This is a genomic window from Nocardioides sp. (assembly GCF_035503875.1).
Taxonomy (GTDB): domain Bacteria; phylum Actinomycetota; class Actinomycetes; order Propionibacteriales; family Nocardioidaceae; genus Nocardioides.
Genome location: NZ_DATJTA010000008.1, coordinates 248,908 through 270,539, shown reverse-complemented (window position 1 = coordinate 270,539; position 21,632 = coordinate 248,908). Strand labels below are relative to the sequence as shown.

General features: G+C 72.2%; 16 protein-coding genes. 9 read left to right on the top strand and 7 right to left on the bottom strand.

The genetic code is table 11. From position 1 onward, the window contains the following. Nucleotides 1-81 precede the first annotated feature (81 nt). A complete protein-coding gene (locus VMF51_RS02960; protein WP_325472896.1) occupies nt 82-861 on the top strand; it encodes a hypothetical protein in 780 nt (259 codons plus the stop codon). Nucleotides 862-939: 78 nt separating this feature from the next. On the opposite strand, the gene VMF51_RS02955 is transcribed toward VMF51_RS02960, so the two are convergent. Next, complete coding sequence (locus VMF51_RS02955; RefSeq protein WP_325472895.1) at nt 940-6,522, bottom strand: peroxidase family protein; 5,583 nt, start codon at nt 6,520-6,522, stop codon at nt 940-942. A 220-nt stretch (nt 6,523-6,742) separates the two neighbouring features. Between VMF51_RS02955 and VMF51_RS02950 the strand changes: the two genes are divergently transcribed. Beyond that, a complete protein-coding gene (locus VMF51_RS02950; protein WP_325472894.1) occupies nt 6,743-8,263 on the top strand; it encodes an AfsR/SARP family transcriptional regulator in 1,521 nt (506 codons plus the stop codon). Between the two features lie 12 nt (nt 8,264-8,275). On the opposite strand, the gene VMF51_RS02945 is transcribed toward VMF51_RS02950, so the two are convergent. The 3 genes from VMF51_RS02945 to VMF51_RS02935 all read right to left on the bottom strand — a co-directional run bounded on the left by VMF51_RS02945 (nt 8,276) and on the right by VMF51_RS02935 (nt 9,868). After that, complete coding sequence (locus VMF51_RS02945; RefSeq protein ID WP_325472893.1) at nt 8,276-8,572, bottom strand: DUF4193 domain-containing protein; 297 nt, start codon at nt 8,570-8,572, stop codon at nt 8,276-8,278. Nucleotides 8,573-8,648: 76 nt separating this feature from the next. Beyond that, complete coding sequence (locus tag VMF51_RS02940; protein ID WP_325472892.1) at nt 8,649-9,578, bottom strand: pseudouridine synthase; 930 nt, start codon at nt 9,576-9,578, stop codon at nt 8,649-8,651. Nucleotides 9,579-9,682: 104 nt separating this feature from the next. Next, nucleotides 9,683-9,868, bottom strand: a complete 186-nt coding sequence (locus VMF51_RS02935) for a hypothetical protein (protein WP_325472891.1) — start codon at nt 9,866-9,868, stop codon at nt 9,683-9,685. Nucleotides 9,869-9,961: 93 nt separating this feature from the next. Between VMF51_RS02935 and VMF51_RS02930 the strand changes: the two genes are divergently transcribed. The 3 genes from VMF51_RS02930 to VMF51_RS02920 all read left to right on the top strand — a co-directional run bounded on the left by VMF51_RS02930 (nt 9,962) and on the right by VMF51_RS02920 (nt 14,043). Beyond that, nucleotides 9,962-10,435 (top strand): diadenosine tetraphosphate hydrolase, encoded by a 474-nt coding sequence (locus VMF51_RS02930; protein WP_325472890.1) that lies wholly within the window; start codon nt 9,962-9,964, stop codon nt 10,433-10,435. Between the two features lie 170 nt (nt 10,436-10,605). After that, nucleotides 10,606-13,722: a M14 family metallopeptidase gene (locus tag VMF51_RS02925; RefSeq protein WP_325472889.1), complete on the top strand. Its 3,117-nt coding sequence runs from the start codon at nt 10,606-10,608 to the stop codon at nt 13,720-13,722. A 90-nt stretch (nt 13,723-13,812) separates the two neighbouring features. Continuing rightward, nucleotides 13,813-14,043 carry a hypothetical protein gene (locus VMF51_RS02920; protein WP_325472888.1) on the top strand — a complete coding sequence of 77 codons (231 nt, stop codon included), beginning with the start codon at nt 13,813-13,815 and terminating at the stop codon, nt 14,041-14,043. 14 nt (nt 14,044-14,057) lie between these two features. Here the strand turns inward: VMF51_RS02920 and VMF51_RS02915 are convergent, their stop codons facing one another. Continuing rightward, nucleotides 14,058-14,909: a hypothetical protein gene (locus VMF51_RS02915; protein ID WP_325472887.1), complete on the bottom strand. Its 852-nt coding sequence runs from the start codon at nt 14,907-14,909 to the stop codon at nt 14,058-14,060. Then, nucleotides 14,890-16,599, bottom strand: a complete 1,710-nt coding sequence (locus VMF51_RS02910; RefSeq protein ID WP_325472886.1) for an FAD-dependent oxidoreductase — start codon at nt 16,597-16,599, stop codon at nt 14,890-14,892. Before VMF51_RS02910 ends, VMF51_RS02915 begins: the two co-directional genes overlap by 20 nt. Nucleotides 16,600-16,724: 125 nt before the next feature. Between VMF51_RS02910 and VMF51_RS02905 the strand changes: the two genes are divergently transcribed. Next, complete coding sequence (locus VMF51_RS02905) at nt 16,725-17,204, top strand: universal stress protein (protein WP_325472885.1); 480 nt, start codon at nt 16,725-16,727, stop codon at nt 17,202-17,204. Nucleotides 17,205-17,229: 25 nt separating this feature from the next. Here the strand turns inward: VMF51_RS02905 and VMF51_RS02900 are convergent, their stop codons facing one another. Further along, entirely contained in the window at nt 17,230-17,424 is a 195-nt protein-coding gene (locus tag VMF51_RS02900) for a hypothetical protein (protein WP_325472884.1), read from the bottom strand. A 261-nt stretch (nt 17,425-17,685) separates the two neighbouring features. Between VMF51_RS02900 and VMF51_RS02895 the strand changes: the two genes are divergently transcribed. From VMF51_RS02895 to VMF51_RS02885, 3 genes are all read left to right on the top strand, one after another. Beyond that, nucleotides 17,686-18,183 carry a DUF1269 domain-containing protein gene (locus tag VMF51_RS02895; protein WP_325472883.1) on the top strand — a complete coding sequence of 166 codons (498 nt, stop codon included), beginning with the start codon at nt 17,686-17,688 and terminating at the stop codon, nt 18,181-18,183. A 54-nt stretch (nt 18,184-18,237) separates the two neighbouring features. Further along, nucleotides 18,238-18,672, top strand: coding sequence for a DUF7144 family membrane protein (locus VMF51_RS02890; RefSeq protein WP_325472882.1), 435 nt, complete (start codon nt 18,238-18,240; stop codon nt 18,670-18,672). A gap of 226 nt (nt 18,673-18,898) precedes the next feature. Next, nucleotides 18,899-21,625, top strand: coding sequence for a helix-turn-helix transcriptional regulator (locus VMF51_RS02885; RefSeq protein ID WP_325472881.1), 2,727 nt, complete (start codon nt 18,899-18,901; stop codon nt 21,623-21,625). Nucleotides 21,626-21,632 lie beyond the last annotated feature (7 nt).

Below are 21,632 nucleotides of genomic sequence, written 5' to 3'. Positions count from 1 at the left end.
ACCGGGGGTACCGCCGCGCCAGTTCCGTCCGTTCGAACCCTCCCGCCCTCTCGGGGCGTCCCATGGACAAGGAGTACGCACATGCCCGTCCACCCGAAGCGGGTGCTGGTGTTCCTCGCCAGCCTCCTGCTCTCCCTCGGCCTCGCCGCCGCCGTCACCCCGGCCTCTCCGGCGAACGCCGCCACCAGCTGCTCGTCCCTCGACCAGCGCTACGGCAAGACCCAGGTGCAGGTGAAGCGCGCGAAGGTGACGAAGAAGCGCACGGCCACGAAGGTCAGGAAGGCCAAGCGGGTCCACGCGAAGCGGCACACGACCGTCACCAAGAGGAAGCTCGTCAAGGCGCGCAAGGCCGACCGCCGGGCGGGCAAGAAGCTCCGCGTCGTCCGGACCCGCAACGCCAACGCCCAGCGGGCCGCCGCGAACTGCAACGCGTCGAACGCTGGGACCCCGACGACTCCGCAGCAGGACGCCCAGATCCAGCAGCTGCTCGGGCAGCTGGCCGCGGCGGGCCTGGACCCGGCGCAGGTGCAGGCCGTGGCCGACCAGATCGCCGCCGCGCTGGCGGGCGGCGGCGTGTCCCCCGCGACCCTGCTCGGCGTCCTGGAGCCGGTGGTGAACGCCCTGACCGGCGCCGACCTGGCGTCCGACCAGGTTGCGGCGGCCCTGCAGCAGGTGCTGGGCACCCTGACCGGCGACGACGTCCCGAGCGACTCGGCCGGGCTCGTCACCGCCGTGATCGACGCGCTTCAGGACTCCCTGGCCGGCACCCCCGCGGGTCCGCTGGGCACCCTCCTGGAGGACGTCCAGGTCACCTTGGCCAACGTGCTCGACGCTCTCCTGGGCGGCGTACCGGCGCCCTGAGACCTGACGCAGCAGACCACACGACCCGGGTCCGTCCTCCTCGGACGGCCCGGGTCGTGTGCTGTCGGCAGCGTGTCGTCAGCGGGCGCGCACGCTGCGCGAGACGGCCGCCGTACCGTGGCCGGCCTGGTTGCGGGCGTTCACCCGGATCCGGTAGCTGCCCCGCGGCAGCTCGACGGACGCCGACCGCGCAGCGGCGCCGACCCGGACGGTGCGTACGACGGTGCGACCCGTCGCCGTGACCGCCACGATCCGGTAGCCCCTGACCGGTGCGCCTCCGGTCGTCGCCGGCTTGGTCCACGTCACGGTGACCGTCGCCGGTCCACCCCGCGCGCCCGAGCCGACGCGCACCCCGGGGCGCCCCGGAGCGACCTTCGGCACCACGGTCGCCGCCGAGGCGGCCGTCTCCTGGAACCCGTCACGGTCCGCGAAGGTCGCCACTGCCCGGACCGTGCTGCCGCGCAGCCCGTCGGTGATGCGGACCGTCGGCCCGTTCACCGGCATCGCGACCCAGCGGCCGGTGACCCGGCGCTGCCACCGCCAGGACAGGGCGCCGATCCCGTTCCGGTCGGCCACGCTGCCGCGCGTCGCCGCGAGTACCGCGCCTCGGGCCGTGAGGCGGACGACGGGTGCGCCGGTCGCCGCATGGTTGACCGGACCGGTCTTCAGCGTCACGGGCTCGCTCATGCCGGAGTCGGCGCCGGTTCCGGCGTCGTTGACCGCCGCGACCGAGAACCGGTACGTCGCCGCCGGGTCCAGCCCCGTGATCAGCAGGCTCGTCCGGTCGGCGCCGGCCTCCCGGACGTCGACCACGTCGCCGTTGCGCCGGACCGTGACCCGGTAGCCCGTGATCGGTGCGCCACCGTCGCTCTCCGGAGCCTGCCAGCTCACCGTCACCCCGGTCGGTCCCGACACCGCCACGGCTGCGAGGGCCGGTGCCGCCGGCGGGGTGACCTCCGGCTCGCTGCCGTCGCCCGCGACGGGGTTCGGAGCCGGCGCGGACGCCGCCTCCTCCGCCGTACCGTGGTCGTCGGTGTAGGCGGCCACGACCCGCAGGTAGCGACCGGCGTGCGCGGCGGTCGGGATGAAGCCCCGGATGGTGAAGGGGTTCGTCGCCACCGTCGTCCACGGGCCGTCCTGGTCGACCGAGGTCTGCCAGCGCCACTCGAGCGTCTCCCCCGCCTCGTCGAGCCCGTCGTCGTCCGCGAGCCCGGAGGCACTGACGCGCTGGCCCACGGCCGGGCTGTCCGTGCTGAGCACCGGAGCGGTCGGGACGTCGTTGACGCCGACGACCCCGGCCGTGGTGACCGGCGAGATGATCGAGCGCAGCACCCCGTCGTCGAGGAAGGTGACCTCGATCCGGAGTGCCGTGTCGAACTCGGCGTCACCCGGCGTGAACGGCATCGTGCAGGTGAGTACGCCGCCCGTCGTGGTGCAGTCCTCCGCACGGTCCACCCGCTGGACCTCGCTGGTCAGCCAGTCGGCCTGACCGTTGACGTCCTCGAAGTCCGTGGCCATCCACCGGATCCGGATGTCCTGCGGGTCGGAGACGGCGAGGTGGTTGAAGGTCACGGAGCCGGTGACCGGCTGGTCCTCGACCGGGGCGTCCCCGTCGTACGTGATGGCCGCGGTGCCGAAGCTGCCGCAGGGCGCCATCGTGGCGAGCACGAAGCAGCCGTTGGAGAACCGCAGCAGCTCCACGTTGCGCAGCACGTCCTGGCCCTCGGCCTCCTCGGGCTCCTCGTCGGTCAGGTTGTGCGTGACCTCCCAGTAGCCGTCACCGAGATCGCGGATCGTGTACTGCGAGCGGTCCGCCCCGAACACGGCGGTGTCCAGCACGTCGGCCTGGTTGGGATCGACGGCGATCTCCCGGACGATGTCGATGCTGCCCGGGTCGATCGTGCCGTTGAAGATCCCGGTCTGCAGCCGGGCGTCGGACGGGTTGTCGTACCGCACCCCACCGGCCTGGAGGTAGACGTCGAGGTAGGCGTCGCCGTCGATGAAGTCGTCACCGATGCGGCTCTCGAACAGGTCGCTGCCCGAGCCGCCGATCAGCAGGTTGCTGACCCCGTCGGTGTCGAACCCGATGCTCTGCGGCATGAACCGGTCGGCGTAGTTCTGCACGTGCCCCGGGTCGAGCATCGCCTCCAGTCCGTCGATCCGGTCCAGCGACTCCTGGGTCATCTTGTGCGCGTCGAGATCGGAGTCGGGCAGGTCGTCGACCGCCCGGCCCATGCCCCGCAGGACGTCGTCGCCGTCACCGCCCGAGATGCCCTCGACCAGGTCGAAGCGGTCCCGCAGCGCCTGGTTGTCGGGCCGCTGGAGCGTCGTGAACCGCAGGTCCACGTCGACCCCGGTGTCGTCGCCGCGGTAGGTCACCCAGTCGTAGCCGTGCATGCCCTCCATCCGGTCGGTCCCGGCACCGCGGCCGATGAGGATGTCGTCGCCACCCTCACCCTCGACGTCGTCGTTGCCGGCGCCGCCGTCGACGATGTCGTGCCCACCGTGCGGGTTGTTCTGGAACTGGTTGGCGTTGTCACCCTGCAGCAGGTCGGCGTGCGCGCCGCCCTGGATCCAGTCGTGGCCCTCGCCCGCGAACACGGTGTCCCGGCCGTTGCCGCCGACGATCACGTCGTCGCCGGTGCTGCCGAAGACGGTCTTGAAGTCGTTGCCCGTGGTCACGAAGTCGTCCCCGTGGCCCGCGAGCACGAGGTCGTCGCCCGACCCGGCCTTGATGGCGTCGTTGCCGAACCCGCCCTTCATGTTGTCGTCGCCGAAGGTGTCGGTGAGGATGTCGTTCCCCCGGCCGCCGACGTGCGAGTCGTTGCCCGAGCCGCCCTCGATCCGGTCGTCGCCGCCGTACCCCCACAGCGCGTCGTCACCCTGGCCGGCACGGATCCGGTCGCCCTCGGTGCGGTTGCCGTGGATCTCGATGTGCTCGTCGCCGTCCCAGCGCCAGGTGCCGTCCGGCGCCTGGCTGAGCCCGGCCGGCAGCGGGTCCGGCAGGCTCTCCAGGTCGAGGTAGGGGTCCTGGATGCTGAAGATGTCGGCCGGCAGCAGGGACGCGTTGGTGTTGCGCTGGATCAGCCCGGAGAACGAGTTGCCCTCCAGCGCCGAGAACAGCTGGTTCCCCTGGTTGCGGAACAGGTAGTAGAACCGGTCGCCGAACTGCAGGTCCTCGATCTGCTTCTCGAAGACGTAGTTGAACGTCGAGCCGAGCATCCCGCCGAACGGCTCCAGCGCCTCCGCGAGGCCGCCGACCCAGAAGTCGACGTTCTCCAGGCCGGTGTTGGTGCCGTCGTCGACGGCCCAGCCGCCGGTGCTGTTCATGAAGGCCTCCCGGTCGGCGGGCGCCCCCTCACCGCCGTTCACCAGCAGGCCCGCGGCCGCGCGCTTGCCGGCGACCGTGTCGACCTCCAGCACCGACGGGTGGGTGCCGTACGCCGCGACGAAGTTGACCAGCGACGCGTTCGGGTAGGAGGTCTCGCGCCCGAAGTTGTCGCCGTTCTTCAGGCTCAGTCCGAAGTCGACCCAGCTGGTGTACGGCTCGAGGATCGGGTCCCCGCTCTGCTCGAAGAAGGTCCGTCGTGCCACCTGGAGCGGCGGTACGCCGGCATCCCGGCCGCGGGCGATGTTGATGGTGGCGAGGTCCAGCGGCAGGCCGAGCAGGTTGTTGCGCAGGGTGCCGATGATCATCTCGTCGATCTGCGCCCCGACCTGGTTGGTGGTGCCGTTGACGATGGCCCCGGCCGCCTGGTCGGGAGTCAGGGTCCCGTCGTCGTCGTACGAGCGTGGGTTGAGGAACCCGGACAGCAGGCTCACCGGGGCGACCCCGGTCCCCGGCAGGCTGCGCTCGATGTCCTCGGTGAGCATCGAGTGGCCGAACCGGTAGACGACGTGGGCGAACTCCGCCTTGATGGCCGGGTCGATCGTCGCGTCGTAGCTGTTCTCGTTGAGCACGATCGCGTCGATCGCGGGCTGCACCTTGCGGGCGAACTCCTCGAAGACCAGGTGCTGGTACTGCATCTCGGTCGGGAAGCGGGCCGCCTGGAACAGGCGCTGCTCGTAGGACCAGTCGTCGGCCTCCGGCTCGGACGGCACCGGCTCGCCGAGGAGCTCGCGGTAGTCGTTGTCGACGCCCTGGAAGGCCTTCTTCAGCTCGGCGTTCTCGGGCTTGTCGAGGATGGCCTCGATCTCGCGTGCCATCCGGTTGTGCTCGGAGTGGAAGACGTGGTGCACCGCGGTCAGCCCGATGTTCTCGTTGCCGCGGCCGTCGCCGGTCACGAAGTGCTCCCCGAGCGCGACGTTGTCGTACCCGGGAGGAGCGTTGGGGTCGGCGTTGGGGATCGGGGCAGCGCCGTTGGCGATGTCGTCCAGGAAGGCGTGCCGGGTCCGCAGCGCCTCGGTCGTCGACACCGCGCCGTCGCCCGCGCTGCCCTCGACCGCGCCGTCGTCGGTCATCAGCTGCGGGAAGCCGTTCTCGCCCGGGACGAAGTTGCCGTAGAGGTCGGTGGCGAGCATCGGGACGTCGAGCACGTCGGTGTCGACCAGCGCGATGCCGAGGACGTCGCGCGCCTGGCGCTTGACGTCGTTCCAGGTCGGGAGCCCACCGGTGCCGCCTCCGGGCAGCGTGCCGTCGAGCAGCCGGCCGGTGTCGTGGGGCCGGCCGTCGACCAGCTCGTACTCGCGCAGGAAGACCTGGTGCGAGGGGTGCGAGGTGTAGGTCTGGTTCTGGTCGATGAACGGGGTGGTCTGGTTGTTGTGCTGGTCGTCGGCCGTGCCGACCTCGCCGTCCGGGCCGGGCAGCCGGGTGGCCCGGGTCAGCATCAGGAACCGCCGCGCGGGCGGCAGGTCGTCGGCGGTGCCGAGCTCGCCGTCGTTCCCGGCGATCAACGGGTCGTCCGGACGAAGGGGGACGACGACCGCGCCGTTGCCGCCCTTGTTGACCAGGTCGAGGCCGTGGTCGAAGAACTGGCCGAAGAAGGTGAACCAGGCGTTGAACGGCGCCGACAGCGCCTCGTCGGGGGCGGTGTTCGGGACGAAGACCTGGCCGTCCTCGAGGGTGGCCGCCTGGCCGGCCTCGAGTGCCGCCTCGTAGGCGTTGAGAGCGGCCGGGTTGTCCTCGGACTGGTCGACGATGAGGTTGCTGATCGTCCGGGGATCGGAGTCGTAGACGAAGCCGGACGACTGGGCGTAGCAGGTCGGCGACGCGTTGTTGCACGGGCCGGTGGCTCCGGGCGGGTTCGGCGGTGCCCCCGGCGGTGCGGCCTCGCCGGGTCGCCAGGTCTGCGGGAGCAGCTGCGGGAACGGCTGGTCGGCCGAGCCGTAGTCGGGGTGGGCCAGGTTGTTGAACGACCCGTCGACCGTGCGCAGGCCGTACGGCAGGGCCGCGTCGGGGACGCACTTGCCACTGGTGTCGGTCGGCTCGTCGCAGAGCAACCGGCCGCCCGCCGCGTGTGCCTCGGAGATCTGGATCTGCTTGAGGATGTGCTCAAGATCCGCCTCGATGAGCATGAAGTCGGGCTCGGGATCGGTCGCGGCGTACGCGGTGGGCGTCGCCATGCCCACGCCGCTGACGGCGAGCGTCACGGCGAGCCCGGTGACCAGCCAGGCTCGTCCCCGGCGCGACGGTCCTGCCGCGCTCCTGCGGTTCCAACTCATGGTGGACCTCCTTCCGTTCCACACCGCCCACCACCGGTGCGGGTGCCGGGCACGCTCGTGCCGGTGCCGCAGTGTTCGCCCCGCGGTGTCACAGGTCCGTGAAACGCGCGCCGTACCCTGTTTTGGGGTGTTGGTCCGCAAGTCGCTCCCGCCGCGGTCCGGGTCCGAGTCAGATGGCATCGGGCCGGTCGATCGCGGTAGCCGGCCGAGGAGGTGCGGCATGGACGTGGAGATCAGGCTGCTGGGCGCGGCCCGGGTGCGACGGGGCGAGTGCGGGGACGTGGACGCCGCCGCGTGGCGGACCGCCAAGACGTTCGACCTGCTGCGGGTGCTGGCGCTGGCCGGCGGCCGCCCGGTCCCCGTCGACGAGCTCCTCGACCAGTTCTGGCCGTACGCCGACGCCGGTCGAGGCGGGACCAGCCTGCGCACCGCGACCTGCCAGATCCGCAAGGTGCTGGGCCACGAGAGCATCGCCCGCGTCGGATCTGGCCTGGTGCTCCAGGGTGCCTGGGTCGACGTGCAGGCGTACCGGGACCTGGCGGCGCTCGTCACCCGAGCCCGCGAACAGGGCCGCGACGCGACGGTCGTCCGCCTCGTCGAGGCCGCCGAGGCGCTGTACGACGGTGACGTGGACGTGACCGGGACGGACTGCCGGGCTCTGCACACCGCCCGCGCCGACCTGCGCCGGCTGCGGGTGCGACTGCTGGTCGAGGCCGCGGAGTCCGCGGGAGCGTGCGCAGGCTGGCGCGAGTCGCTGGAGCTCGCGCAGCGTGCCGAGACGATCGAGACGTCGGACCGGACGACGCGTGCGTTGATGCGAGCCTGGTTCGCCCTGGGCGAGACCAGCCGGGCGGTCGAGGGGTTCGAGCGGCTGCGCCGGCACCTCGCCGACGAGTACGGCGTGGATCCCGCGCCGCAGACCCGTGCCCTCTACCTCCGCATCGTCAGCGAGTGCACCGAGTGGCCGCCGCGGGAGCTGACCGTCGGACGCGAGGACGAGGTCCGTCTGGTCGTGACGGCCGTGACGCGCTGGCTGATGGATCCCGACTCGCAGAGCGGCGTGGTGTGGCTGGTCGGCGAGCCGGGCTCAGGGCGCGAGACGGTGGCGCGCGAGTCCGCGCGGACGCTGATGCTTCCCCTGGGAGGGTCGCTCGCCGAGCCGGAGCGACAGGTCGTGCTGGAGCTGCTGTCCGACCAGTGCGCCCTGACCCGACAGCTCGCGGCCACCCTGCGCGAGCGGGCGCGGGCACAGCGGCGGGTCCTGCTCGCCCCGGTGACGAGCACGCCGCCGGGCACCCGGGACGCGAGTGACGCCGTCGTGGAGATCCCGCCGCTCGCGCCGGAGAGCCTCCGCGAGGTGCTCACGGTGGCCCTCCAGGGCCGACCCACCCCGGAGCTCGCGGCGGAGCTGTGCGCGGAGTCCGGCGGGCTTCCCGGTCGGGCCTGCGCCCAGGTGCGGCACCGCCTGCAGGACGGCAGCCTGTCGTGGACGCCCGAGGGGGTCGACACGACCTTGTCAGCCCGGCGCGCTCGCGGGTCGGCCTGGCTGCGGGTGCGCACCGCCCTGGCGGCGTTGCCGGTGGCGTGGGCGGGACTGGTCGGCGCCGAGTCCTTCGACCCCGCAGGCGAGCGGACCGCCCAGGAAGCGCCGGTCTCGCCGGCGCAGTGGCGCCAGCACCGTGCCGGTGCCCGGCGGACCCGCCCGGGGGCGGCGGGTCGCCGGGCGTGCGTACCGGCCTAGCCGTGCGGAGGATCAGGCGCAGTCGTTGCAGAGGTCGGCGCCGGGGGCGGACCGGCGCGAGACGTGCTGGACGAGGAAGCACCCAGTGCAGGTGAACTCGTCGGCCTGCTTCGGGGTCACCTCGATGGTGAGGGTCTCGTGGGAGAGGTCGGCTCCGGGGAGCTCGAAGTTCTCGGCGGCCTCGGCCTCGTCCTCGTCCACCTTGCCCGAGGTCTTGTCCTGGTCGCCCGACGCGAGACGGCGAGCCTCCAGGCTCTCTTCCTTCTGCTCGTCCTCGGTCTTGCGGGATGCGTCGTAGTCAGTTGCCATGTGTGCGATTTCTTTCCGGTGCGGGGCCGCGAATGCTAGCGGCCTTTACCCACAAGTCGTGCACTCGCCCCTCTCATCACCCTCCGGCGTGTGCCGCGAGCGGCAGGATCCGCGGGCTCATGATCCGGCGTACGACGCCGTCCACCGGGTCGACGTACTCGAGCTCGCTGGCGAGGAGCTGCAGGGGGCGGGTGAAGTCGTCGATGTCCACCTCGAGGTCGACGGGGTAGAGCGGATCGTCGACGATCGGGGCGCCCAGGTCGCGCAGGTGCAGCCGGAGTTGGTGGGTGCGTCCGGTGCGCGGGCTCAGCCGGTAGACGGCGAGGTCGCCCCGGCGCTCCTCCAGCTCCACGAGCGTCTCGGCGTTGACCGGCGCTCCCGGGACCACCTCCGCTCCCCCGGTGCGCGGGACGGCGGCGATGTGGTTGCGCACCGTGGTCGGCGTCTCCAGCGCGGCGCGCCACGGCGCCAGCGCGCGGTACGTCTTGCGCACCGTGCCGTGCGCGAACATCGACTGGTACGCCCCGCGCCACTCCCGGCCGAGCGCGCACAGCACCAGGCCCGAGGTCACCCGGTCCAGCCGGTGCATCGGCGTCAGCTCCGGGAGTCCGAGCTCGTCGCGCAGCCGCACTACGAGGCTCTGCGCGACGTGGCGGCCCCGCGGCACCGTCGACAGGAAGGCCGGCTTGTCGACCACGACCACCCGCTCGTCGCGGTGGACCACCGTGATCTCGCCCGGTACGACGGGCTCGTCCCGCAGGTCGCGGTGGAACCAGACGAAGGTGTGCGGGCGGTACGGGTCGGCCTCGGCGACGGGCCGCGCGTCGGCGTACACGAACCGCTCCGAGGCGAGCAGCGACTCGACGTCGACGCGGGCATCGACGTGGTAGCGCAGCCACTCCCCCATGGACCGCCACGGAGCGGGCGACGCCGGGTCGCGGTGCGGCGTACACACCCACGCCGCGCTGAGCCCGTTCCTCAACGGCAGCGGCGAACGGGGAGGCACCCCCGGATCCTACGGAGCCCCCACCCCCGCCGAGTCGGCAGAACTTGCGCGTCGAGTCGGCAGAACTTGCAGTCAGGGCTGACGTGAACTTCTGCCGACTCGGCCTAGTGGGCGCCGGCGCGCTGGTACGGCTGCTCGTCGCGGACGTACCAGACGGCCCAGGTGACCGGGAAGAAGAGACCGGCGATCAGCACGTGCGCCGGCCCGTGACCACGGCGGCGGTCTCCCAGGCCGGTCAGCACGGGCAGGGCGAGGGCCACGGCGGCGAGCACGAGGAGGCCGAGCAGCATGTGACCAGCATGGTGGACGCCGGCCCCGCGAGTCACCGGTTCTCGGCGAGTGCTGTGGGTTCCAGTGGGCCGGGTGCGTGTTTCATGGCCCGGGTGAGCGAATCGGAGCACTGGAGGCTGGACCGCATCGGATCCGCGAGAGCGGGGACCAACCCCACCGTGCTCGCCAAGCTGCCGCAGTCGTACGCCGTCATCGGCGACACGCAGTACCTGCCCGGCTACTGCGTGCTCCTGGTGGACGACCCTCGGATCGACCGGCTGACCGACCTGCCGAAACGGGCGCGCCTGGAGTTCCTCGACAGCATGGACACCCTCGGCCAGGCCGTCGAGACGGCGTGCCGGGACGCCGATCCCGGGTTCCGGCGGATGAACTACGAGATCCTCGGCAACACCGACGCCTACCTGCACGCCCACCTGTTCCCCCGCTACGAGTGGGAGCCACCCACCCACGTCGGTCGTCCGGTGTGGCTGTACGACCCCCGCGAGTTCTACGGCCCCGAGGCCGCCCTCTCGGCCCGCCACGACGAGCTCCGGGACCGGATCGTGACCGAGCTCGCCGCCCCCTAGCCCGCCGAGTCGGCAGAACTTGCGCGCCGAGTCGGCAGAACTTGCCGTCAGACCTGACGTGAACTTCTGCCGACTCGGCGGGGACCGCAGTTACCTCATTTGTGCTCTTCCCGGTCTCGCGTCACTGGTGGCAATGTGTCCTGGGTCACACTCACTCGGGAGGTCCCCCCATGCGCCGACTCGTGTCCTGTCTCTTCGCCACAGCGGTCGTCGCCGCGTTGGGGGCCGGCCTCGCGCCACCCTCGACGGCCGCGGCGTCAGCCGCCCCGGTCGCCGCCGAGCGCGACCAACGTCTGGACGCCTACACCGCGCGCCAGGTGACCTCCGACCAGCTGGGCAGCCTGGCCCAGCAGGGCTACGACCTCACCGAGGCCCACCCCACCGGCAGGACCTCCCAGGTCGACCTGGTGCTGACGCGCCAGGAGGCCGAGGACCTCCGTGCTCAGGGCATCGACCTGGACCTGACCAAGGTCAAGGGCGGACAGACGGTCCGCCAGTTCGCCGCGGCCCAGGCCGTGAACGGCTACAACGTCTGGCGTTCGTACGACGAGCGCGGCGGCATCCGGGACCAGCTCATCAAGGCGGCCCGCCGCTACCGGGGCGTCGCGAAGCTGGTCAAGCTCGGGACGACGTACCAGGGCCGCGACATCCTGGCGCTGAAGGTCACCGACCACGCCCGTCGCAAGCGGGACGGCTCCCGGCCCGCGGTCATCTACAGCGCGACGCAGCACGCACGCGAGTGGATCGCGACCGAGGTGACGCGGCGGCTGATGGACGACTACCTCACCCGCTGGAAGGACGGGGACCGGAAGGTCCGCAAGCTGCTGCGGCGCACGGAGCTGTGGTTCGTCCCGGTGCTCAACCCCGACGGCTACCAGTACACGTTCGACCACGAGCGGCTGTGGCGGAAGAACCTGCGCGACAACAACGGCGACGGCATCACCCAGGTCGGTGACGGCGTCGACCCGAACCGCAACTTCCCCTCGCACTGGGGCTACGACAACGAGGGCTCCTCCCCCATCCCGTCGAGCGACACCTACCGCGGCCCGGCGCCCGCCTCCGAGCCCGAGACCAGGGCGTCGATCCGGCTGTTCAAGAAGGCCCGTGCCGAGTTCATGGTCAACTACCACTCCAACGGCCAGTGGCTGCTCTACAACGACGGCTGGCAGATCGGCACCCCGACCGCGGACGACCCGATCTACTACGCCCTCTCCGGCAACCTCGACAACCCGGCCATCGAGGACTTCCACCCCGGGCTCTCCTCGGACGTCCTCTACGTCACCAACGGCGAGATCGACGGGTACGCGCAGGAGGCCACCGGCACCCTCGCCTGGACCCCCGAGCTGTCGCCCGGCTGCCCGACCTGCGGCTTCGTCTTCCCGGACGACGAGGCGCTGGTGCAGGCGGAGTTCGAGCGCAACCTGCCCTTCGCCCGCTCCGTGGCCGCGTCGGCGAAGGACCCCGACGACCCGAAGTCGACGCTCGGCATCGAGACCAAGCCCTTCTACCTGGACAGCGACGACGCCTACAAGGCCGGCCTCCCGGCCGTCCAGCTGAGCTTCAGCAAGTCGTACGGCGACCCGCAGCCGGTCGCCGTACTCGCGAAGCGCAGCCTGGGCAGGGTCACCGCGAAGTGGAGGGTCAACGGTGGCCGCACCCACTCCGCCCCCACCCGCGAGTGGAAGGGCGGCGAGCGCTACGGGATGACCTCGACCCACTACCGCCAGGTGCGCGGCACCGTCCGTGGCACCAAGCCGGGCGACTCGGTGAAGGTGTGGTTCGAGGCCCGCGGCAAGCGCAGCCCGTCGTTCACCTACCGGGCCGTGTCCGAGTCGAAGAGTCGCGTGCTCGTGGTGGCGGCCGAGGACTACACGGGCGCCTCGCCCGTGCAGACGCCCGGCCCGCACTACCTCGACTACTACCTCGACGCCCTGGCCGCGAACGGCCAAGGGGCCGACGTGTACGACGTCGACGCACAGGGTCGCGTGGCTCCCGATGCCCTCGGCGTGCTCAGTCACTATGACGCCGCGATCTGGTACACCGGCGACGACGTCGTGACCCGTACGGCGGGCCGCGGCGCGGGCAACGTCGACCGCCTCGCACTCGACCAGATGCTGGAGTTCCGCTCGTTCATGAACGAGGGCGGCAAGGTGTTGTACACCGGCAACCAGGCCGGCGAGCAGTACACCGGCAACCTCGGGACCCAGCTCTACGACCCGCAGGGCACGATCGCCTGCGCCCCGCTCCCGGCCGACGTCGACCCGCGCCGCTGCCTGCAGCTGCGCGGCTCGGGCGACGGGACGAACGACGTCCTGCAGTACTGGTTCGGCGGGTACCTCGCCGTCCCGGGTGACGGGCTCGACGAGGAGGGCAACGTGCACGACGTCGCCGGCATCGACAACCCGTTCACCGACCTGACCTGGTCGATGAACGGTCCGGAGTCGGCCGACAACCAGGACGCCACGTCGTCGTTCATCGCGACCAGCGGGATCCTGCCGAAGGACGAGTTCCCGCAGTTCGAGAGCTGGCCGTCGGCACGGTGGAGCAAGCCGGGCGGACCGTTCGACCCGCACTCCGGCGAGCAGTTCGTCTACAGCCAGATCGCCGACGTGTCGTACAAGCGGCTCACCCGCACGGTGACGGTCCCGGCCGGCGGCGGCTCGCTCGACTTCTGGACCTCGTTCGACACCGAGGCGGCGTGGGACCACGTGTTCGTCGAGGCCCGCACCCCGGGCGGCGACGACTGGACGACGCTGCCCGACGCCAACGGTCACACCAACCAGGAGACCGGCGACAGCTGTGCGTCCGGCTGGCGCGAGCTGCACCCGCAGCTCGACCACTACCAGACGTACGACGCGGCGACGGAGACCTGCACGCCGACCGGTACGACGGGCGTGTGGAACGCCGCGTCGGGCAACTCGGCCGGCTGGCAGGAGTGGAGCGTCGACCTCGCCGCATGGGCCGGGTCGGAGGTGGAGCTCTCGATCACCTACGCCAGCGACTGGGGCACCCAGAACCTCGGTGCGTTCATCGACGACGTGACGTACCCGGACGGCACGACCACGTCCTTCGAGACGGGTCTGGACGGCTGGACGACTCCGGGCGCCCCGACCGGCAGTGCTCCCAACGCCAACGACTGGATCGCCACGGACGCCAGTGGCTTCCCCGTCGGGGCGGCGATCACGACCCCCGACTCGCTGCTGATGGGCTTCGGGTTCGAGGGCATCGCCACGCCCGCGGCTCGCAACGAGGTGATGGGCAGAGCGCTGGATCACCTGCTCGACTGAGCGGGCGGTCGACGTACCGGGCTCCGGGCCTCGGCCCGGAGCCCGGTACGGGCGCGCATGATCTGCCGTGGGGGCGGACACCGGAACGTCATGACCGCGCGCCCGTCGTACCCCCATGACCCGGACCTGCACGTGCCCGGCACGTCCGCCGCGTCGGGGCGGTGCTCTCACCACGAGGATCACCCCGACGACGGTCCCTGCACCGGCGAGGCCGTGGTGTCGTTCCAGGACTCCGCAGGCCGCTGGCAGTCCGGTTGTACGACGGCGCTCCAGGAGCTCGTCGAGCGCGGCGAGATCGAGCCGCTCGGCCAGGGCGCCTGAGCCTGCGCGTTCGCTCAGGCCGCGGGGACTCGGTCGGTCTTCAACAGCAGGATCCACAGCGCGGCCACGCCGACCGCCAGCAGTCCGACGACGTACCCCACCGTGGCGGCGCCGCCGTCGAGGTCGCCGCCGTGCCGCGCGAGGGCCACGCCCTGGAGCACGACGAAGGTCGCTCCCGTCCAGCCGACCGGCCGGACGGCGCGCACGTCGTCCACCAGGCCCGCATGCCCCGCTGCCCAGCCGAGGCCGACGAGCCAGGCACCGACGGCCCGGGCGGTGAGCGGGGTCAGCGGCCACGACCAGAGGGTGGCGGCAGTGCCGGGGACGAGGAGCAGGGTCACCCCGGCGCCGATCAGCGCCACGCCGAGCACGATGAGCAGCGCCCGCAGGCCCTCCGGAAGCTCGCGTACCGGCACGGGGTCCATCCACGACCGGGCTCGCGCGAGCTCGCGCACCCCGACCGCCGTCAGCGCCACCGGCACGACCGTGTAGATCGCCAGCCAACCCCAGGTGATGGCGCGCGCCCCGCCCGGATGCTCCGCGCCGAGATGGAACCGGTCGAGGTGCACCAGCGTGACGACGAGGGTGAGCGTGGTGAACACCAGGACGCTCCCGACGGCCAGCCGCGCCTCCGACCATCCGGCGGCGCGGGCGCCGGCGATCTCCAGCACCGCGCTGGACCAGTACGCCGCCCCGAGGAAGACCGCGGTCATCGGCGGGGCGATCGTCCAGGCGAACCAGTCCGCGGTGCGCAGGGGGAACACGAAGAGCTGCAGCGCGGCGAGGAAGACCAGGGCGGCCGCGACGAGCAGCAGGCGTCGTAGCGCCGGAGACACCGCGAGGCGGTCATCCGTCGTCGGCGGCACCGCTCGCGATCCTCTCCGCCGACACGGGGTGCGCGGCCAGGTAGCCGTGCAGCATCGAGATCACCGTCGCCCCGTCCCCGACCGCCGTCGCGACCCGCTTGACCGATCCCGCCCGGACGTCGCCGATGGCGAAGACGCCGGGCAGGCTGGTCTCGAGGGCCAACGTGCTGCGCCCGGTCCCGTCGACCGACGCCCGCTCCCCGGTACGGACGAAGCCCGCCTCGTCGCGCAGCACCCTCGCGGGCAGCCACGCCGTCCGCGGCGTCGAGCCGATCAGCACGAAGAGTCCACCGACGTCGATCTCGTCGGTCTCGTGCGTCCGGGTGTCCCCCACCGTGATCGCCTCCAGGCACCCGTCGACGGCTCGAGCACCCACGACGGCTCCGTGGTACCTGATGGAGAGGTTCCGCGTCGCCTCCATCTGCGCGATCAGGTAGTCGGACATGCTGGCGGCGAGGCTCGCCCCGCGGACCAGCAACGTCACGTGCCGGGCGTAGCGCGCGAGGTGGAGCGCGGCCTGCCCGGCGGAGTTGCCCCCACCGACCACGCACACCTCCTGACCGGTCATCGACGGTGCCTCCGACACCGCGGCGCCGTAGTAGACGCCCCGGCCGACCAGGCCGTCGAGATCGGGTACGTCGAGCCTGCGGTAGTCGACCCCGGTCGCCACCACGACGCTGCGGGCCCGGACGACGCTCCCGTCCGACATCGTCACGACGTGCAGCGGTCCGTCGGACTCCAGCCCCTCGACCTGACGCATGAACGAGTAGTCGGTGCCGAAGGCCCACGCCTGCTGGAACGAGCGGTACGCCAGGTGCGCCCCACTCACCCCGCGCGAGAACCCGGGGTAGTTGCGGATCAGCGAGCTGGTGCCCGCCTGCCCGCCCACGGCCTGCTGCTCGATCACCAGCGTGGACAGGCCCTCCGAGGAGGCGTACACCGCCGCGGCCAGGCCCGCCGGCCCCGCTCCCACGATGACCACGTCGACGACCCGGTCGGGCGACAGCGGGGCCATCAGGCCGAACGCCTCGGCGATCTCCAGGTCGGTCGGGGCGACAAGCACCGTGGGCGGACTGGTGAAGGCCAGGACGACGACGGGGAGTGCCGGGTCCTCGAGGTCGAGCGCGGCCAGCATCCGCTGTCCGGCGTCGGTGCCGACCGCGTAGAACCCCACCGGGATGTGGTTGCGGCCGAAGGAGTCGCGCAGGGTGAAGGTGCGCTCGTCGCGGGCCTCGCCGATGAGTCGTACCGCCTCGAAGCCGAGCCCCTGGGCGAGGTTCCAGTCGTCGAGGGCGTCGGTGATCGCGCCGTGGAACTCCTCGTCCCGCGACCGCTCCGGTCGCACCAGGGACAGCTCCGCGTGCCCGTGCGCGATGGCGGCGAAGACCGGCGCCGCGCTGGCGAAGTCGCCCCAGGTGACGGCGACCGCGCGCTTGGCCGACGGGTGCAGCGCGTAGGCCCGGCGCAGGAAGTCGAGGCCGTCGCGGTCGTCGGGCCCGTAGTAGCCGATGATCAGGGCGACGGACCGCCCCCACCGGCGCAGCCCCTCGAGAACCGCGCGGGCGTGCGCGTAGTCCGCGCACACGACGACCTCGTAGTCGCCGCCGTACCGACGTCTCAGCTCACCACCGAGTACGCCGCGCGAGACCTCGTCGGTCGTCGCCATCAGCAGAACGGGATCGGTGTCCATGACTGCCCTCCCTCGCAGGGCTGCCGGCTTGAGCTGAGACACCGTCACCCTGCGCGTCGTGCGACCGGCCGGGGTCACCCGAAGCAGGTGACCCGACGGCCCCCGGACGCGCCGAGCATCACCGCATGGACAGCCGAGCGCAGGTCATCGTCGTCAGTCACGACGGCTCACGAGCGGCCGATGCCGCGTTCCGCTGGGCGCTCGCGCAGGCCCGCGCGGTGTCCGGGAAGCTGCGGGTGGTCCGCGCGTGGACCATGAAGAGCGCCCCACGTCCTCGCACCCAGACCATCGGCTACGTCCCGCCGATCGAGGACTTCGAGGAGGCCGTCGTCGAGGCGCTGAGCGCGGACTGTGCGCGGATCTCCGCGGGCTACGACGACCTCGACATCGCCTGCTCCGCCGTCCGGGGTCCCGCCGTGAACAAGCTGCTCGAGGCAGCCGCCGACGCCGACCTGCTGGTCGTGGGCGCTCGTGGTCTCGGCGGCTTCCGCGGCCTCGCGCTCGGCTCGGTCAGCGACCAGCTGGTCCGGCACTCACCCTGCCCGGTCGTCGTGGTCCGCGACGCGCACTCCGCCGAGACCGATCGCACCCTGCCGCCCGAGTGAGCCCCGGCCACCCGGCCGTCGGGGATCAGTCGTTGGGGATCGTGAGCACCTCGACGACCGGGATGCCGAGCGAGCTCAACAGGTTCAGCACGCCCTGCAGCTCCTCCTGGTCCGTGAGCTCGCCGACCAGCGTCGTCTGCGCCCGGTGGTGGCGTGGGGTCAGGTGCGGGAAGGCGCTCGCCAGCTCGTCGGACACCTCGGCGTCCACGCGGATCATCATCCTCACCGTCGCCTCCACTCTGGGACTCGTGAGGCTAGAGGCGCCACGCCGGACGGGTCCTCACCGTTTTCGGGCGAGACCCCGGGACGTCGTACGGAGAGTCCTGACGACGCCGTCGTCGACCGCGCTCCGCCTGCTCGAACACCCCGGGTCCGCCGTTCACCAGGAACGGGTGAGCCGTCGGATGGGGGCAGGACGTGGACTCGGGGCACCGCGAGACCACCGCGGCCACATTCCCCCGCGACACAAGGAGCGCCCGCCATGGCCCAAGCCACCCTCACGGTCTGGAAGTTCGATACCCCCCAGGGGGCCGAGGAGGCGTCGAAGACCCTCCAGGGCCTCGCCAGCGAGGGCATCCTCACGCTGCACGACGCCGCGACCGTGTCGTGGGAGGAGGGCAAGAAGAAGCCGAAGACGCGGCAGCTCGCGTCCACGACCGGCGCCGGCGCCCTCGGCGGCGGGTTCTGGGGACTGCTGTTCGGGCTCATCTTCTTCGTGCCCCTGCTCGGTGCGGCGCTCGGCGCCGCGACCGGGGCGCTCGCCGGGTCGCTGGCGGACGTCGGGATCGACGACCGGTTCATCACCAAGGTCCGCGACCAGGTGACCCCCGGGACGTCCGCGCTGTTCGTGATGACGTCCGACGTGGTCGTCGACAAGGTCAAGGACGCCTTCGCCGCGCACCAGCCCGACGAGCTCATCTTCACCAACCTCAGCGACGAGCAGGAGTCCGCGCTGCGGGGAGTCTTCGCGCACGAGTGACCGAGAGAGCGGTACGACGCATCCGGGCGTCCCGCCGACCACGAGAGGATCCCCATGACCACGCACGCCAGCGGCCGGGCCTACGAGAAGTCGACCAAGGGCCTGGTTGCCGTCGGAACCACCGCCTTCGCCGGCGTCATGCTGGCCACCGTCGCGATCTTCCAGATCCTGCAGGGGATCGCGGCCCTGGCGGAGGACACCGTCTTCGTCAGCGGTGCCGAGTACACCTACGAGTTCGACGTCACCGCGTGGGGCTGGATCCACCTGGTCGTCGGCATCATCGCGCTCCTCACCGGCATCGGCATCCTCGGCGGCCAGAGGTGGGCGATGCTCGCCGGCATCGCGATCGCCACGCTCGCGGCCATCACCAACTTCGCCTTCATGCCGTACTACCCGTTCTGGACGATCGTGGTGCTGGCCTTCAACGTCTTCGTGATCTGGGCGCTCTGCAACCAGATCATGGCGGCCGACCGGGCCGCCGGACGCTGAGTCTCTACTCGGGTCCTACCTCATCCGGAGGGGTGACTTCCAGTCCGAACAGCCCTAGGCTCGAGATGCTGGGGATGGGGCCCCGGCTGCTCGCGACTGCGACGAGCAGCGCGAGTGGCACGAGCATCGCATGACATCTGTGTTGACCCGGCGGTTGGCGGGTTCCGACGCACTGGGGGGCGCATCGGGCACCTGGGAGCTGCGCGGCCAAGGCGAAGGGCTCCCCATGCACCTCTCCCCCACGACCCCCACCCCGTCCTCCAACCCGCATCCGCCCGCCCCACGGGGCTCCGTCCCGGCGTCCCGCCGGGGACCCCGACTGCCGCGGACCTATGTCCCCCGGCCGGCGTTCTGGTCGCAGCTGGACCGGGCCACGCAGGGGCCCGTCACCCTGGTGGTCGCCCCCGCGGGCGCCGGCAAGACGCTCGGGGTCGGCGGCTGGCTCCAGCATGCATCCGCGGAGCCCGGAGCTCTCGAGGAGGCACGCTGGGTCACCGGTGACGCGTCCTGGGACGCCCGCCGGATCGCGGATCTTCTGGCCGGTGACGACGACAGCGGCTCGCTGCAGGACGGCGACATCGACCCGCAGGCGGGCTCACCCCGGCTGCTCGTGATCGACGACGCGCACCTGTTGCCGCCCTCGGCACTCCACCTGCTCGACCAGCGGCTCAGCCACGACCCGGAGTCCCTGCGGGTCCTGCTCCTCAGCCGGTGGGACCTCCCCCTGAGCCGGCTGCTGCCCGAGCTGCTCGGTCATCTCACCGTTCTGCGCGGCGACGTCCTGCGCATGGACGAGGCGGAGTCGGCCGCGATGGTCGCCGCCCACGCCCGCTCCCACGACCCCGACGTCGTCGCGACCATCACGACGCACGCCCAGGGCTGGTGCGCGGCAGCAGTGCTGATGGCGCGGGCCGTCGCCTCGGCTCCCGACCCCGCGGCGGCGGCGCGCCGGTACGCCGGCGTCGACGCCCGCGTGGCCGACCGGGTGGCCAGCGAGGTCTTCTCCGCGCTCCGGCCACGGGAGCGCCACCTGCTGCTGTGCATCGGACAGGAGAAGCAGGTCTCGGCCTCGACGGCGCGGCACCTGTCCCACGACCCCCACGCCGGCGAGGTCCTCAACGACCTCGAGACCACCGGACTCCTGGTCACCCGCGTCTGGCCGGACAGTCATGCCGGGAGGCAGCGGGCCTACTCGGACGCGGACCCGAACGACGACCCGTGCTACCAGATCCACCCGCTGCTGGCCGAGGTCATCCGCCGGCGCCTGGTCGCGGGCGGCGTCGACGTCGCCCAGGCCCGGGCCACGGTCGCTCGCGCGGTGGCGCTCGACGTCGAACGGGGCGAGACCGCGCACGCGTTCGACCGTCTCGTCGCCATCAACGAGCCGGGCCGGGCCGCCGACCTGCTGGCCCGGGAGGGCGTCAGCATGGTGATGCGCGGCCAGGGTGCCGCGGTCGCCGCGTTCGTGCGTGCCCACCCCGACGTCGTCGCCGAGCACCCGGAGACCTGGTTCCCGGTCGCCGTGGAGCGCTGGGTGACCAACGACGTGGAGTCTGCCCGGCACTGGATGGACCGTGCCCTGAAGGCCGCGGCGCCGGCCGCCTCGGCCGACGCTCACTCACCACAGGTGGCCTGCATCCGTCTGATGCGCGCTCGCCTCGGCCTCGAGTCCCTCTCGGCTGCCGTCGGTCACGCCCAGCGGGTCGTCCTGGAGTCGCACCGCGACGGGGCGGACGACGAGGTCATGCCCCAGCTGCTCACCGAGCTGGGCATCACCCAGAACTGGACCGGGGACCTCGTGCACGCGCAGGTCAACCTGACGACGGCCGTCGGGTTGAGCAAGACCCGGAACCTGCCGGCGCTGGCGATCGCGGCCCTGAGCCACCTCGCGATGACCGAGTACATGGCCGGGCGGGAGCGGTCCGGCCGGGAGCTGGCCGCCGAGGCGATGGGGCTGCTCGGCGCGGCGCTGCCGTGGCGCCCGCAGTTCGCGTTCTCCCGGGCGAGTCTCGTCATGCTCTTCTCCGGCCTCGTCGACCTGCCCTGGGGCGACGGTCCGATCGAGCCGCCCACGAGACCGACGCCGGTGCACGCCGCCGACCTGTGCACGCTCTTCTGGACCCGGATGCGCGACGCGCGCCTGGCCCTCCAGGCGGGGTCCGCCACGCAGGCCGAGCGCATCCTGGAGACCCCCCTGGATCTGCCGACGGGCCTCGAACAGCTCCCCGACCACCTGCGGACGGTCACCCTGGTCGAACGCTCGTTCATCGCGGCAGTGGCCGCCGACGGCGACCTCCTCAAGGTCCTCGAGGGCGAGCTGCTCCAGCTGCGGGCACTCGGCGAGGCCAGCCTCGTCGGCGGGCTCCGGGCCGACCTCGCCGGCGACGTACGCCGGGCCGCCTCGCTCTTCGGGGCCGCGGTCGGGGACATGGCCTACGCCCAGCCGGCCAGCCGCGAGATCGCGATGGTGTGCGAGGCGCAGACCCTGGACGTCCTCGGCGAGGACGAGGCCGCCCATCGTCGACTGCAGGAGGCGGCGACGGCGACGGCCGTCCGGCGCAACGCGGTGCCGTTCCTCGGATGGACCCGGCACGGCACGCCCATCGCCACCCTCCTGGCCCGCTCCGCCGAGCAGTCGGGCAACGGCTGGCTCCACGAGCTCGCGAGCGCCGCGGACGGGCAGCCGGACGTCATCTCGATCTACGCCGTCAACACCCCCACGCCGCGCGAGCGGGACCGGATCTCGGGCGCCCGGGTGCTGCCGGCGCTGAGCCCCCGGGAGCGCGACGTCCTCCACGAGCTCGCCCGCGGCGCGACGTACGCCGACATCGCCGCCAACCTGTTCGTCTCGGAGAACACCGTCAAGACCCACGTCTCCAGCCTGTACGCCAAGCTGGCGGCCGGCCGACGCAGCGAGGCGCTCGCCGTCGCCCGGAGCCTGCACCTCATCTGAGGCAGGC

Coding starts and splice junctions, on each gene's coding strand:
- VMF51_RS02945 (WP_325472893.1), bottom strand. CDS start 8,572: ATGGCAACTGACTACGACGCATCCCGCAAGACCGAGGACGAGCAGAAG.
- VMF51_RS02890 (WP_325472882.1), top strand. CDS start 18,238: ATGACCACGCACGCCAGCGGCCGGGCCTACGAGAAGTCGACCAAGGGC.
- VMF51_RS02910 (WP_325472886.1), bottom strand. CDS start 16,599: ATGGACACCGATCCCGTTCTGCTGATGGCGACGACCGACGAGGTCTCG.
- VMF51_RS02885 (WP_325472881.1), top strand. CDS start 18,899: ATGCACCTCTCCCCCACGACCCCCACCCCGTCCTCCAACCCGCATCCG.
- VMF51_RS02920 (WP_325472888.1), top strand. CDS start 13,813: ATGACCGCGCGCCCGTCGTACCCCCATGACCCGGACCTGCACGTGCCC.
- VMF51_RS02960 (WP_325472896.1), top strand. CDS start 82: ATGCCCGTCCACCCGAAGCGGGTGCTGGTGTTCCTCGCCAGCCTCCTG.
- VMF51_RS02935 (WP_325472891.1), bottom strand. CDS start 9,868: ATGCTGCTCGGCCTCCTCGTGCTCGCCGCCGTGGCCCTCGCCCTGCCC.
- VMF51_RS02950 (WP_325472894.1), top strand. CDS start 6,743: ATGGACGTGGAGATCAGGCTGCTGGGCGCGGCCCGGGTGCGACGGGGC.
- VMF51_RS02905 (WP_325472885.1), top strand. CDS start 16,725: ATGGACAGCCGAGCGCAGGTCATCGTCGTCAGTCACGACGGCTCACGA.
- VMF51_RS02925 (WP_325472889.1), top strand. CDS start 10,606: ATGCGCCGACTCGTGTCCTGTCTCTTCGCCACAGCGGTCGTCGCCGCG.
- VMF51_RS02895 (WP_325472883.1), top strand. CDS start 17,686: ATGGCCCAAGCCACCCTCACGGTCTGGAAGTTCGATACCCCCCAGGGG.
- VMF51_RS02955 (WP_325472895.1), bottom strand. CDS start 6,522: ATGAGTTGGAACCGCAGGAGCGCGGCAGGACCGTCGCGCCGGGGACGA.
- VMF51_RS02900 (WP_325472884.1), bottom strand. CDS start 17,424: ATGATGATCCGCGTGGACGCCGAGGTGTCCGACGAGCTGGCGAGCGCC.